Source organism: Thalassobellus citreus (genome assembly GCF_044385915.1).
GTDB classification, from domain to species: Bacteria; Bacteroidota; Bacteroidia; order Flavobacteriales; family Flavobacteriaceae; genus Thalassobellus; species Thalassobellus citreus.
The window spans coordinates 222376-237452 of record NZ_JBISCC010000120.1 but is presented as its reverse complement, the minus strand read 5'-3'; the positions used below and the strand labels follow the sequence as shown (position 1 = coordinate 237452).

Annotated in this window: 5 protein-coding genes; all 5 read right to left on the bottom strand. The window is 32.7% G+C overall.

Annotation, left to right across the window (positions count from 1 at the left end):
- Positions 1-13: 13 nt before the first annotated feature.
- A complete protein-coding gene (locus tag ACH5TX_RS05935) occupies positions 14-5515 on the bottom strand; it encodes a DUF8693 domain-containing protein (protein ID WP_439338611.1) in 5502 nt (1833 codons plus the stop codon).
- A 166-nt stretch (positions 5516-5681) separates the two neighbouring features.
- On the bottom strand, positions 5682-8033 hold the full coding sequence (gene pbpC, locus ACH5TX_RS05930) for a penicillin-binding protein 1C (protein ID WP_439338610.1): 2352 nt from the start codon (positions 8031-8033) through the stop codon (positions 5682-5684).
- 190 nt (positions 8034-8223) lie between these two features.
- Entirely contained in the window at positions 8224-8640 is a 417-nt protein-coding gene (locus ACH5TX_RS05925) for an endonuclease domain-containing protein (RefSeq protein WP_439338609.1), read from the bottom strand.
- A gap of 131 nt (positions 8641-8771) precedes the next feature.
- Complete coding sequence (locus ACH5TX_RS05920) at positions 8772-9083, bottom strand: antibiotic biosynthesis monooxygenase family protein (protein ID WP_439338608.1); 312 nt, start codon at positions 9081-9083, stop codon at positions 8772-8774.
- 220 nt (positions 9084-9303) lie between these two features.
- Entirely contained in the window at positions 9304-14865 is a 5562-nt protein-coding gene (locus ACH5TX_RS05915; RefSeq protein ID WP_439338607.1) for an alpha-2-macroglobulin family protein, read from the bottom strand.
- Positions 14866-15077: the final 212 nt, after the last annotated feature.

Below are 15077 nucleotides of genomic sequence, written 5' to 3'. Positions count from 1 at the left end.
ACATTATCATTGTTTAATGAGTTATAATCATATTTTTAGACTCGCTAAACGTATTCGTTTTTATAATAAATACATAAACTCCTGTAGTTATGTTTATAGGAATTGTAATGTGTCTTTCAATAGTATTTAATTCTTTTTCAAATACTTTTTGACCTAACATATTTATTGCAGAAATGCATTGAAGTTGTTTATTTTTTAAATTGTCGATAGTTAATGAAGCATTTGATTTATTATAAAATAGCGTGAAAAAGTCTTGTGAAATTACATCTGTAACAGATAATATTTTTTTAGTAAAAACAATTTCAAAACGATCATTAGTTATTCCTGATTTAGCAGTTGTAATATAGTTTGATGCTCTTAAGTCATGAAAGGTGTCATTATCTTTTAAATACAATTTAACATCATCTGCTACATTTTCTAAAGAGGCGATACTTATTTCTATTAAACCTCCTTCTTTTGTTTTTACACTAATAGGTAGTGTTGTGGTATCTGTAATGGTATCAATTCCTTGAATGATATAATTATTATTCATAATTTTCCAATACATATCTTCGGTGTTGTCTTCTATTAAAAGACCATCATAACCCCAATCATAACCTATTGTTGCTTTTTTGTCAACTGTTGTAAGTAGTTGGCGAATATATCCTTTTGGAGATTTATACTTTATTTTAATTTTAGGTCTTAAATCTTCTAAGTTTGAAGTTGATGTTTTAGATTCTTTTTTGTTGGAATTTTTTAAGAAGATTGAATTTGTATTACCTGCTTCTGTTACAAAAACTCTTTGATCGTTTTCAAACTTGGTATCACCTGTTGTAGTCGCAGTAACAAAAAAGCCTTGACCAACAGGAATATATCGTTTAGGTATTTTTATTGCTATACCAGATTGACTAACATCTGAATCTGGAGTTGCCTTATTGCCATCTATAGGTGGGGTGCCTCCAGAAAAATTATATAATCCATATCCGCCTTGGTATTCGGCTAAAATATGAGACCCTCCTCCATAATGTTCCCAAAAATATAGGGTGCCATTTAAATGAGGGTTGTCATTTAAAAATTCAGCTCCGTCAATAGCAGAAGGGTATGGGTTACCAATTAAATAATCATTGCCTGCATTGATGGTTAAACTTATTTCGCCATTATTTGGTGTGCCTTTAAATACATAATTTTTTTCTGTAGTTACACTTCCAGTTCCTGGGCCTTTCATAGTGTAACCTTCACCAACTAGCATCGTTCCTGTGCTTTTTACTTGTTGCCATTCAGAATATGTATCAGTAAGTCTATTATCAAATTTCCAAATCCAATAGTCTGAAATTTGAATAGGGTTTGTAGTATTATTACCGTTATATCCAGATATAAAGGAAATGGAATTAGGATTAAGAGGGTCATCACCATTTTTTAAAACACTAGCTATAGTATAAGTTTCATCTCCATCAATAGAAGAATTTGGATTAGATGTGTGTACAGGTGAAGACCAGTAGTTGTAAGTGTATAGGTTTTCTGTACCTTGTTGATCTCTTTCTAAAGTTCCATTAGCAACCAATAAACTATTTTGAGTTTGCACTAATTGAGATTCGCCTTGTAAATCTATTTCACCATTTAAACTTATGTACCAAGTGTTTTTAAGTTCTACATCATTATTTATTTCTAATTTTTTACTGCTGTCTATAATTAAGCCTAAAGTAGTATGCGTATTTGATGTTGTAATATTGTTTTTAATGTTTACAATAGACCAATCTTTATTGGTCGATTCGTTGTGAATATCCCAAACATCTCCATGTAGCCAACTTGATTGGTTAGACCAATCTCCATCTTTAGTTGTTTCATAAGGAAGTGGTGCGGTTTGGTAATAGATGTCTTTTATGTTATAAATTTTAGCTCCAGTTCCTTCGTCTATAGCTGTTGTTGTTTTGTTATCTAAAATATCATCTTTATAACTATCCATTTTAAAATAACGGATTAAAGATGAATTTAATGATGTTGATATATCTTTTGGGATTATTTTACCTTGATTAAAATTTTGATTTTCATCTAACTCTTGGTAGACCATTTTTTGAATTTCACCTTCAGATAAACTTTCATTAAAAATACGTACTTCATCAATATCACCTTCAAAATAATTGCTATCTGTATCTGGAGTTCTACCTATGGTTAAGCTAGATGTGTCTGAAGGTAAACTTCCTGAAATACCAACTGTGTTTATTTCTTCTCCATTAAGATATAATGAAAATGCTCCAGTGGTACTATTATAAGAAGCCGCTACATGAATCCATATGTTTGTTGATAGTGTTGCAGAACTTGTTAAGGTTGTTCCATTTGCTAGAGCAGTTAAATTACCACCATTGTTAATCATTAAATAGAAATTATCTTGACCTATAATATATCTATCTCCAGTTGCTCCAGCTGCTATTTTAATCCAAGCCATTATTGTACCATTTGCCCAACCATCAATTACAGAAGAGTCTTCTACGTAATCATTACGGCCATCAAAAAATAAGGTGTATTTATCATCTAAATCTCTTGGTGATCCGTAAGTGTTTGTGTCTGTGTCAAAAGTATCTAAAATACCATCTAAATCGATATCTGTATTTCCATCAATGATGCCATCATTATTTGCATCATAGGAAGTATAGATTGTTGTGTCAATATCATCAATTCCTGTTATATCATTATGTATATCTAAATAATCGGGAATTGTATCACCGTCAGAATCTAAAGGAGTGTTATATGCACTACTACCATGGTCATTACCATCGGCATCTGTATCATTGTTGTCAATTATGGATAATATACCATCACCATCTAAATCATCATTATCTATTCCAGAACTTATATCTGTTCCATTTCCAAAACCATTGCCAGATATATCTACATCTCCATAGCCATCATATTCTACAGTATCAAAAATACCATCATTATCAGAATCTAAGTCAATGTAATCAGGAATGTTGTCGCCGTCAGAATCAATTGTAGCAGCACCTGATTCATAAGAGTCATGTACGCCATTTGAATTTGCATCTATCCAGCCTGTTCCTAATAGTGTAGCATCTTTATCTGTGTCTAATAATCCTAATTCAACTACATTTGGAATACCATCATTATCATTGTCTAAGTCAATAGTATCTGCAATGCCATCACCATCAAAATCACAGAAATATTGCACTACGTAAATATCATCAATAGCAAGGTCGTTTCCATTTCCTCCTGCTTGGGCGTTGCTTAATTTTACTGTAAATTGAGTATATGTTGTGTTAAAGGTTGTTTCAACTTGTACCCAATCACCACTTGGTCCAGTAGTAGGTAACGGGCCTGATAATGTAGATGAAATAACATTTCCATTTGGGTCTAATATTTCCATTAAAATTTCGGGCTTTACGCCATTGTTTACTGCATCTAAATTAATTGCAGCAAATCCATAAGTAATGTCAATGTTTGGCTTAACACCATAAATCTCTGCTTCATAAAAAGTTCCAGGATTTTCATCGGCATTGAAGATAGCCATTCTTCCATTAGTATTTCCTGTATGGTCTCCGCCTTGATACCAAAAAAAGGGAGAGTAGCTTGCTACATCTATACCTGCATTATAATATACCGTGTATTCACCATTATTTAAGTCTGGAGAACCACTATCTCCTGTACATAAGCTACCAGTGCCGTCTTCGTAACAATACGTAGAACTTGCACCATTAAAATTACCGTTAATAAGTATTCTGTTTGTACCAGCACCAAAATTTTCGTTTAAGAAAACTATTTTAGAAACAGATGTATTAGGAAACGTTTTACATGATGAATCTTCAAATGAATCTAGTAGCCCATCATTATCATCATCTTCATCAATATTATCAGGAACACCGTCTCCGTCAGTATCAGGAAACGTTTGTGTTCCTTCCCCTTCTATTAAAAAGGTATATGGATTTTGATCTGTATCGTTATTTGAAATTGTTATGGTAGCTTGTTTAATTCCAATGGAAGTAGGATTGAAACTTATTGTAAAAGTAGTAGATTCTCCGTATGCTAATGAGGTAGTTAAAGGTTGTTGAGAAACTGTAAATTCTGTTGATGCTATAGTGAAATTTACTATAGGACTTCCGTTTAAAACTAAATTTGATAATCCATTATTTGTTATGGTAAATGTTTTTGTTTTTGTTGTACCGTATGTATCTACAGAACTAAAATTTGTATCGTTTGATATTGAAGAGCTCAAAGCCCCATTAAGAATTTCATTTCCATTTCCTGAAACATTTATTAGGGCATTTGGGTCAAGAGTACTTGGGTCAACCTTTATATCTATAAGATAATCTTCAAATTCTTCTGGTTGAGAATATAAATTACCACAAGGGGCTGTAGAAGCCCAATATTTTCTAGCTCCAACTCGCATTATGGTTTTACCTGTTGTAACACCTGCTGGTACAGTAAATGTTAAGTTTCCAGTACTTTCTCCTGCAGTATCAGCAACTTTTTCATCAGTATCGGTAAAGTCGCCATCGTGATTATAATCTATATAAATATCCCAACCCATATTGCTTCCCATTACAGAAATTGATGCAGTATAAGTTTCATTAGGAAATAAATCTAAAGCAGCTACTGTTGGAGAGAAATCTTGATAACCTCCATTATCTCCAGAAGTATTATTTAAAGTTGTTTCTCCAACTAGATTTACATTGGTAATGTAGTTAGTGCCATTCGAATTTGAAGTTGGAGTGCATTGTCCGTATGTCACACTTATATTAACTGTAGCTGTTGAACAATCTCCGTTGGTATCACATATATTATAAGTAAAACTGTCTGAGCCTAAATAATTTGTGTTAGGTGTATATGCAAAAATGCCATCAGAAACTTCGGTTACAGTACCATTACCAGGAGATGTTTGGATAGTAAAATCATCTAAATCTCCTCCATCGGTGCCAATAATATCATTTGTGCCAACATTTATTTGGTTTGAAGTACTATTAACTAATACAGATATATCATCATCTTGAGGAAAAGGGTTTGGAGGTGGAATTAAATTAACGATATAGTCTTCAGTTTCTCCATTATTAGAGGAAGTAACACAAGCAGGAGGATTGTTCCACCAGCTTACCATATTTATTCTTAATCTTAAATTTCCTAATGTTGCAGTTAAAGGAACGGTAAAAGACGTATTTTGTGGCGATATATTTGAAGTATTAGAGGTCCAGATTGTTTCATTACTATCATCAAAATCACCATCATTATTATAATCAATCCATACACCATATCCTGCTTCATCCCAAGAATTAGTTATTTCGTTGTGAATTGTTAAGTTATATGTTTGTCCTATTTGTAAATCAGTTGAAATTGCTGTGAAATCTGAATAGCTATTTGATGTACTTATATAAGTAGAAGAGTTATTAATAGTGTTTAATTGAACTCTATTTATATGAAATTGAGTTGGATCACCAAAACTAGAGATACAATGCTGTGCACAAGCAAAATTAATACTAAAAGAAATAAATAAAACAGTAAGTATAGAGTTGAGTAAGCTGTAGGGTTTTTTCATTGTTAGGTCTGAGAGAATGAATCTAACTGTTGATTTAAGTTAAAATCATTGTTTTTTAAGATTTGGGTCTTAAAATAGTTTAGGTTTAACAAAAATACATGTATTTTTAAGAAAATCAAATACATTTTAGGGTTTATTAAAACCTGAATTAATGATTGTTTTGGGGTTATTCAGAAATTGTAACCCATCGTTTGGCCTCATTACCAAATTCATCAACAACTGTAATTAGGTGCTTACCTGTTTTAGGAATTATAGCTAACTCATGAATGTCTTTAGTGCTGCCAATAAATGTTTCATCTACATACCAAAACACCGTACTTTCAGGTTTTGAATGCGCTATTTTTAAAATGAGGTCGTTTGTTTTTCCATCAAAGTCTTTGGGCAAAAAAATACTGTTATTTTCCTTGGGATAAATAAATTCAATAGACACTCCGTTTTCTCCTAAACAATCACTTCTAAATTTAGGTAATGGTTTATAAAACGGATTTTTAGTTTTGTAATAATAAGCCATTAATGGAGGGAGTACAAACCATGATTTATGCTTTATGTTATTAATGTCTTCGCATGAAGAATTTACTTGAAATGTTTCTGTTTTATCTAAATGCACAAGAATATGATAAGGGCAAGGTTTTGTTTTTAACCCACTAATTTGAATGTATTTAGTTTCCACATCATCACAGTTTTGAGATGCTCTATAGCCACTTTTTTTACAGATAGATACTTCTTGCATGTCATCAAAAGGTTTTGAAAACCAATCGCTGTTTGGTAACAAATTGAACACATCAAATAAAATGGGAGCAGCAGTTTGCACGCCAACAAGTCCTGGACGACCTTCTCCATCGGCATTACCTACCCAAACGCCTACTACATAATCTTTGGTGCTTCCAATAGCCCATGCATCACGAAATCCAAAACTGGTGCCTGTTTTCCAAGCAATTTGCTTAGAGCCATCAAAAAACTCCCAACTTTCATCGCTTTCAGGTCTGTTTACTTCTTTTAAACTTTCGTAAGTTAAATAAATAGAAGCGGCATCAAATAAGGTTTTGTCACTTGTCTTTTTTCCGAAGTCCATATGTTTTGAAGCTAAAAAAGTAGGTTCACAAAATTCATTTGAAAAATACTCACTAGAAGTTTCAGAATAATGATTTAAAGTTGAAGAAAACGCGGTATAACTTTTACATAAATCCCATAAATTACTTTCGGCACCACCAAGAATTAGTGATAACCCATAATGATTGGCGTTATATTTTAAATCTTTAAGACGCAATGTTTTTAGGTAGTGGTGAAACCTGTCTAATCCAAATGTTTGTAACATGCGTACAGCAGGTACATTTAAAGATCGTGATAAAGCGCGACTAGCAGGTACAGCACCATCGTAGGTTTTATTATAATTTTCCGGGTTGTAACTTCCAAATTGGGTAGGTATATCGGTAACTAACGTATTGGGTAATAAATCGCCAGCATCTAACATAGCAGCATATAGAAAAGGTTTTAAAATACTGCCTGTGCTTCGGGGTTTATTAATAATATCTACATCTTTTTGATGCGCTTTATCGGTAGGGGTATTGCCTACATAAGCTAAAACCTGCCGTGTTTTTACGTTTAAAACTAAAACCGCTGCATTATAAATTTCATTCTGACTTAATTGGTTATAATGATTTTTAACAATAAAATTAACCCGTTTTTGAAGTTTAGAATCAATAGTTGTTTGTATGCGTTCCCCGTTATTTAATTGTACTATTTTTTGCAATAAATGAGGTGTTGTTTGTGGTAACGGATAAGGTTTTTGTGGTAAACCTTCCATAACAGATAAGTTATAAGTAAGCGAATCTATAATTTGATTAGCAAATAATTTTTTAAGAAGTCTGTTCCGTTTTTGTAATAATCGTTCTTGGTTTTTACCTGGGTAAATTAAACTAGGAGCATTGGGTAAAACAGCTAAGGTGGCACTTTCTGCCCAAGATAATTCGTTAGCATTTCTATTAAAATAACGCCATGAAGCAGCATCAATACCCACAACATTACCTCCAAAAGGCGCATTACTACTATAATATGCTAATATTTTTTCTTTTGATGTTCGAAACTCTAATCGTGTGGCTAGAATAAGTTCTTTTAGTTTTTCAAAATATGATCTTTTTTGCCCTTTTCTAGATAAGCGAATCACCTGTTGTGTTAATGTGCTACCTCCTCGTTTTATACCTTCAGATTTTAAATTATCTCTTAAAGCTTTAAATATTGAAATAGGATTAAATCCTGGGTGTTTATAAAAATATTCATCTTCAAATTGAATAATGCAGGTTTTAAATTTCTCTGGAACACTATCATTATGTGGAAATCGCCACTGTCCATCTGAAGCTATTTGTGCGCCCAAAAGTTCGTCATTTGCACTTGTTATTACAGTTGCTGTAGGATCTTTAAATAAGGGGTTAGGTAAACAAAAGTAATAGGCAATCACAAGGATGGTTATGATTACCGATTTTTTTTTATGGCGTTTTATGTAGCTTGCTATTTTGTTCATTTTTTTACCCTTCCGTCTTTGATTTATTTTCTGAAATCAAATCCACCTTCCCTTAAAAAAGGGAAGAAATTATTTTTTGTTTCAATTAAAAATTGCGTTTTGTTATAATGTTTCTACTTTTTAATTCTCCTCCTTGTTTTAAGGAGGAGTGGATTCTATTTAGACACTTCGAAATAGAAGACGAGGTGGTTCAATCTTTAAAATGACTTTCTATCTCATTCAAAACTTCAGGTAAATTTTCAAAAACTAATTTGTTTTCAAATCGAATGACTTTAAAACCTAATGCTTCTAAAATTTGAGTTCTTTCATAATCATAATTTTGTTGGGCAAAATCTAAATGAATAGCTCCGTCTAATTCTATTATGAGTTTTTCTGAAGCACAATAGAAATCTACTATAAAGTTTTTAATACTATGTTGTCTTCTAAATTTTCTGTTTTTAAGCTGTTTTCTTTGAAGAGATTTCCATAATGTAGCTTCTGCTGGAGTTAAGTTTTTTCGCAACTCTTTTCTCCGTTCTTCTAAGTATTTATGGTTGTGAATTTGTTTTATGTTTTTTACCCTTCCGTCTTTAAATCTTATCAGATTTAAATCCACCTTCCCTTTCAAGGGAAGGAGTTGTTTATCGTTTCAATTTAAAATTACGTTTATTATAATATTTTTTACTTTTTAATTCTCTTCCTTGTTTTAAGGAGGAGTGGATTTAATTTCTATACCTCGAAATAGAAGACGAGGAGGCTTTATTTCCTAAACTCATATTCGCGTTCTACTTTACAAATTCTCACGTTATACCAACTGTACCAATCTTGTCGTCCTTTGTGTTGAGCTTGTAAATGATCGGTTTGTTGTTTCCAGTTTTTAATAGCATCAAGACTTTCCCAATAGCTAACAGTAATTCCTACTTCATTTCTAGCACTATCTATTCCTAAATAGCCCGATTGTTGCTTAGCAAGTGCTTCCATTTTATTTGCCATTTCAGAATAACCTTTAATATTTTCTTTTTGCGTTGAAGTGAAAATAACTGCGTAATAGGGTTTGAAATTGTTATTCATGTTTTATTATATTTATTCCTTTTCTGTATTCAATGAAGTTCTAACTCTTCCGTCTTTAAATCCACCTTCTCTTGAATGGGAAGGAGTTGTTTTTTGTTTCAATTTTAAATTATGTTTTATCATAATATTTTCTGCTTTTTTTAACTCTCCCCCTTGTTTTAAGGAGGAGTGGATTCAATTTCGACACCTCGAAATTGAAGACGAGGTGGTGAAATAGTTCTTATTTTCCAACAGTAATCCATTTCCCTTTAGTTCTAACTAGATAATCATTATCATACATAGCTTCAGCTTGAACACCGTATAAATAATAGGTTCCTAAATAGGATGCATTTAGCATGACATTAAACGTTTTGGTGCTACGGTTTCCTTTTCTTGGTAAATCGAAATAGAAATTCACGCGGTCGTCTCTAATATCTGTAAAGCGCGCCTGACTTGTTGTAGAGCTTCCAAAATCTGTAAATCGTGTGTTCACAATTTCCCACCCCGATGGGAAAATTTGAGTTAATGCCACATCGTTTACAGGTTCATCTTTTAAGTTGCTTACTCTTACGGTAGCAACAAAATCTTGTCCTTGTTGTAATTTTGAAACATCAATGTTATTGCCTTTTAAATCTTTATAAGCAATGGCCACACTTAATCCACGTTGTTCTGTTAGTTCTTCTCCTAGTGGTAATTTCCCTGAGTTTAAAATACGCACATAAACCAAATTGCCTTTATTGTTTGTAAACGATAAGGTATTACTGCCATCAACAACTTGTAAAGTACGTTCTGCAATGGCATTTTTAGAATTAATAGTTTCTGTTTTTCCGTTAATACTATAATTTAAACTCAAAGCTTTTCCGCTATTGGCATTCACCATTTTTGCCATAGCAAGTAAACTATAAGCAGTGGTTTGTGTGCTCATCCAACGGCTGCTCGATAGGTCTTTTGCAATATATTCGGCAAGTTCGCGCATTTTTGAGTTTTTGGTAAGTACCATGGTTTCTAAAGCCATAGCACGGTTTCTATTTACAGAACCATAGGTGTAATAATTATAACGAATAGGTTTAAAATTAATATTTGCCGATTGTGAAATGTTATCACTCGCTTCTTTTTGTCCTACTAAAGCATAGGCTGCTGCCAATCGCCACTTGGCCTCATTAGAAATTTCTGAAAATTCTCGTAAACGGTTCATGCTTGCTAAATCGGCACTTCCTGCCAATGCCAACGTGTATAATCTGTACGCTTGAGCAAGATCGGAATTATAACGTCTGTAGCTTGGTCTCCAATCTCTAGCAGCTTGTTTTTGGTATTTAATCCAATTACTTTTAAAAGTAAGTGGTAAAACAAAACCTTTCTTTTCGGCTTCAATTAAAAAATGTCCTGCGTAACTAGTTCCCCAATCGTTTGCTGAATTTTCACCCATCCAATAACTCATGCCGCCGTTTGGTCTTTGAAAATGACTTAAGCGTTTTATACCGTTTTCAATATTGGTTTGAATTTGTTGTTTTTTGTCGAAGGTTAAATCGAAAATATCACCTAAGAATAATTGCGGAAATACACTCGAAGTGGTTTGCTCTACACAGCCATGAGGATACTGAATTAAGTATTGTAACCTACGAGAAAAATCCATAGGTGGTAATGTTGAAAATTCTAAAGTAGCAGCATTTGTACCTACAACACCAAAGGTTGAAAAATCCAGTGTTTTAGTAGCGTTTGCTTCTAAAGTTTCATCAATAGCTTTTGAAGTTATTGGGTTTGGGTTTATAACATCTAACTCAACTTTGTAAGTTGATTTCTCACCATTTCCAGATGCAATCACTTCAACCCTGTTTATACCTTTTGCTTTGCTAACATCCAATTGAAAATAAGTCATTTGCTCATCAGGATTTGCAAAAGCAAGTGTTTTTGTTTTTTCGCCAACAACAGTAATACCATTAATTAATTTTAAGCTAATTTTTACGTTCTTCACTTTTGGTTCCATAGCAAATACGGTAACCGGTAAAGTTACTTTTTCACCTGGGCTTAATTTCCGCGGAAGCGATGCTAAAACCATAAGCGGTTTTTTAACTTCAACAGATTTATCGGTACTACCATAAGCACCATCTTTATTGTCTCCTGCAATAACCATAGTACGAACTGCACCAATATAATTAGGTAGTTTTATTGTGTGTTTTTTTGTTTTTCCAGCCTCTAATTTAAACGGACCTAAATAAGTAACTACAGGTTTAAATCGATTGGCTTTTTTGTTTTTTCCGCCAGCAGCACTACCATCACCTCCAATGGCAAATACTTGGTCGATACTTCCTGAATAAGCACCAATAACATCATCAAAAATATCCCAAGTCTTTACGCCAAGTGCTTCTCGTTTATAAAATTCGTTCCATGCATTAGGTGTTTTAAAACGGGTTAAATCGAGTAAGCCTTCTTCAACCATTGCAATGGTATAGGTCATGGCTTTTTTATTTTTTTCTGAAACTTGCACCTCAAAGGTTTGTTCTGGGCGTAATGTATTTGGCATTTTTAATTCGGGTTGTAATTTGGTATTTGGATCTTCTACCATCATAGGAATAATGCCGTATAAACGAATAGGTAAATCATTTTCTGAAATAGCATGTGGTTGTAATAAAGAAATATTTACAAATACATTAGGTGCCATGTCTGAAGTTATTGGCATATCGACAACTGTTTCGCCTTGTTTTGTTTTTACCCATTTATAATCTAACACTTCGGTACCATTTTCTATACTTATTAAGGCACGACCTTGACTACCTGAAGCAAAGGTTATTTTAGCAGTTTCACCAACATTGTATTTGTCTTTATCGGCAGAAAACACTAACATTTTAGCAGCTTCTTTATCGCTAGATGGTGCTTTTTGCCACCAATTTTTATAAAAATAAGCGGTTCTTCCTGTGGCATGACCACTCACAGGGTCTATAACTCTAATGAGGTAACGCCCACGATTATTATCTGGGATTTTAATTTTGAAAGTGCCTTTTCCGTTAGCATCAGTATTTATTTTTGATGTTAAATAAGGCCTGTGATAACTGCTAGATACATAGCTTGATAAATCGTCGTAAGAGGAATTCCACCACCAGCGCCACTCCACTTTATAAACTTTTACTTCAAGATTATTTCGCTTTATTGGTTTCCCTTTAGCATCAACTACTACGACATCAAATGTTTGATTTTCGTCTGTAAAATAAGAGCCATAGGCATTTCCTTTAGGAGAACGTAATCCTACAAAAGATTTGTAAGGAGCATATTGTTTGGTAAAGGCATCCATAGAGAAATCGCCTCCGTTTTCGAAAGCACGCACTAAAAATTGCACATTTAACATGCCAGGTGCATTTTTATCAACTTCTAGTTTTTTAGTTATATGTGCTAGTCCAGCGTCGTTTACGTTGCCTTCAAATACATTAATTTCTTCGGTATTAAATTTACGAGTTGGGTCGTTAAATGTGTACTTTTTATAGTTTTTAAAACTGGTATACGAAGTACTGAATTTTGCTTTAACTTCTGCTTTTAAGTTTTTTCCTGGAGCACCATGAAGCCATTTTACATCTAGAGTTCCTTTTAAAGGTTCGTTACCTGTAAGAATGTCGTTTTCAAAATCTATCTTAATTTTTAAACGATTCGGTTTTACCGTTTCAATTTTTAAACCTTTATAAAATATAGCACCACCAACCGATACTTTGGCATTATAGTTTCCTGTTTTATCTTCGGTAGATGTTGGAACCGTTAATTTATAAAAGTTGTTTAGGTTATCGGTTGTTACATCTTTAAATATCAATTTTCCGTTAGGATCTGTAATTTCCATTTTAACAGGATGTCCTTTTGGTAAGGGATTTGAAATATCGTTAAGTATGAAAGTTAAATGCAAGGTATCTCCAGGTCTCCAAACACCACGTTCACCATAAATATAACCTTTAAGTCCGCGTTGTAATTTGTTTCCTGAAACATCAAATTTACTTAAGGATAATGAGTTGCCGTCGGTTAGTTTCACATAGGTTGTATTTTTTCCTTTTGTAACAATGGCAAAGGCTGCGTGTTTTTCAGCATCAATAGTGACTAAACCTTCGGCATCTGTAACCGCATTTTCAAGAGCTTGTTGCTGAAAATTATAAAGCGTAACCTTTGCATTTGCTTCTGGATTGGTGTTTAAAATATTGGTAACTGCAAAATAATAGGAATTGTTTGTGCCACGTTTTGCAATCACTCCCAAGTTGGAAGCTAATAGATTTTGAGAGACTATTTTGTTTTCGTTATAATAAGCATCATGGCAAGGGTTGTTTTCTTCACGCCAATTATAGCTGTAGTCTTTATAACGATATATTAAATTGTCCCAATATTGTTCTTCGCGTAAATCTTCATCTTCTGATGATGTTTCGGTGTATTCATCTTCATAATAGTCTTCTTCGTAATAATCGTCATAGTCATCATTTTCAGAATTTGAATTAGCTTCACAATTGTATAGCGAATAGCTTTTGTTATAACTTAGCTCAACGCGATAAATAGCTCCTGGATCTGCTTTAAAAAACTTAGATAAATCGATGCTGTAAGCTTTCCATTTTCCTGTGTTTTCTGCTTCGGTTTGTAATTGTATGGTTTGTTTTGCAATGCGTCTACCAACCTTTTTTATATCGTAAGAATTACGACTATTTAAATTATTGTCTTGTAGAAATTGAAGCACATTATCTTCAAAAATTTTAATAATTCTAACATCAACAGCGCTTAAGTTTACAGCTTCAAAATTGAATTTTAATGCTTCTGAATTTGGTAGAATAGTACCGTTACTTATTAGTTTTACTTGAGGCTTTAACTCTTCAAAAGCAATGGTTTCAGAAAATGGTTTTTTAAGTTTATAATTATCGGTGTTTTTGATGCCTTGAAACACATCAACTTGAATATTTCCAACTAATTTACCGTCTGGATATACTTTTAGTACGTTGCCATCTACTATATATTTTGGGTTTTTTACTTTCTGAATGGTTATTAAACCATCAAAATTTTGTTGTTTTTTTAAAGGGTCGGAAAAGTTGATTGAAAGATGTTGTTCTGGCGATTGAATCACATCTACGTCTACAATAGAAAAATTATTGATTCCAGGAATAAGTACCGTGTTTTCTCCTTTATTAGAAGCGTTTATTGGTTTTCCGTTCCATGAAACAAGAATTTTACTGTCTTCAATAACTCTATTAATACTGTCAATTTTAAATTCAAAAGTTTGCCCTTGTTCATGAGCCTCATTAAAAATCAAAGCTAATTTTTTATTGTTTTGAGACGCTTTTACCAATTGTTTCGCTTGGTTGATAGAAATAATATCTGCCGATTTTATAACACCTTCTAAATATTGCCAATTTTTACTGTAAGATTGTAAATTGTTTGTAATAACATTAAAGCTTGGGGTCTTAGTTTTAAACTGAAAGGTGTAGTTTTTAAAACTATCGGGTATGTTTTTGTAAATGCTGTTTAGTTTTACAGAGACTGTATATTCGGTAGCAGGTTCTAAAAACTCATCTGGTGTAAAAAGTAATGCGTGTTTGTTTATCGCTGTTAATTTTCCTTGTATATGAGGTGAAATAGAAACAATATTATCTGTTATTTCTTCATTCATTTCCCAACCTTCAACATCATTTGATAAGCTAATTTCAATAGGACTAGCAACAGATGTTAATCCAGAAGTTGTGTAACTTATATAATCTTTAAACTTGAAAAGATTATCGGTTTCGTTTATTTTCTTTTTACATGAATAAGTAATCGCTATTAAAATTGCAACAGTCAGGAATTTTTTTAATGACATAATTTAGAAGGATTTATATGAAAATGAACAGGTTGAAAGAAAACGCATGGTATTTCTTGTAAATAGTTACGTTCAAGAATTAAAGCTTAGATTATAGGTTTATGTTAATTTGTTCTTAAAGTTACAAGTTTTTAGTGATTATCAATATTAAATTATGAATAATAAATAGGTTGCTTTTTAGGGAAGAATGCTATTTATAATCTGAATATAAA

Coding starts and splice junctions, on each gene's coding strand:
- ACH5TX_RS05935 (WP_439338611.1), bottom strand. CDS start 5,515: ATGAAAAAACCCTACAGCTTACTCAACTCTATACTTACTGTTTTATTT.
- ACH5TX_RS05915 (WP_439338607.1), bottom strand. CDS start 14,865: ATGTCATTAAAAAAATTCCTGACTGTTGCAATTTTAATAGCGATTACT.
- ACH5TX_RS05920 (WP_439338608.1), bottom strand. CDS start 9,083: ATGAATAACAATTTCAAACCCTATTACGCAGTTATTTTCACTTCAACG.
- pbpC (WP_439338610.1), bottom strand. CDS start 8,033: ATGAACAAAATAGCAAGCTACATAAAACGCCATAAAAAAAAATCGGTA.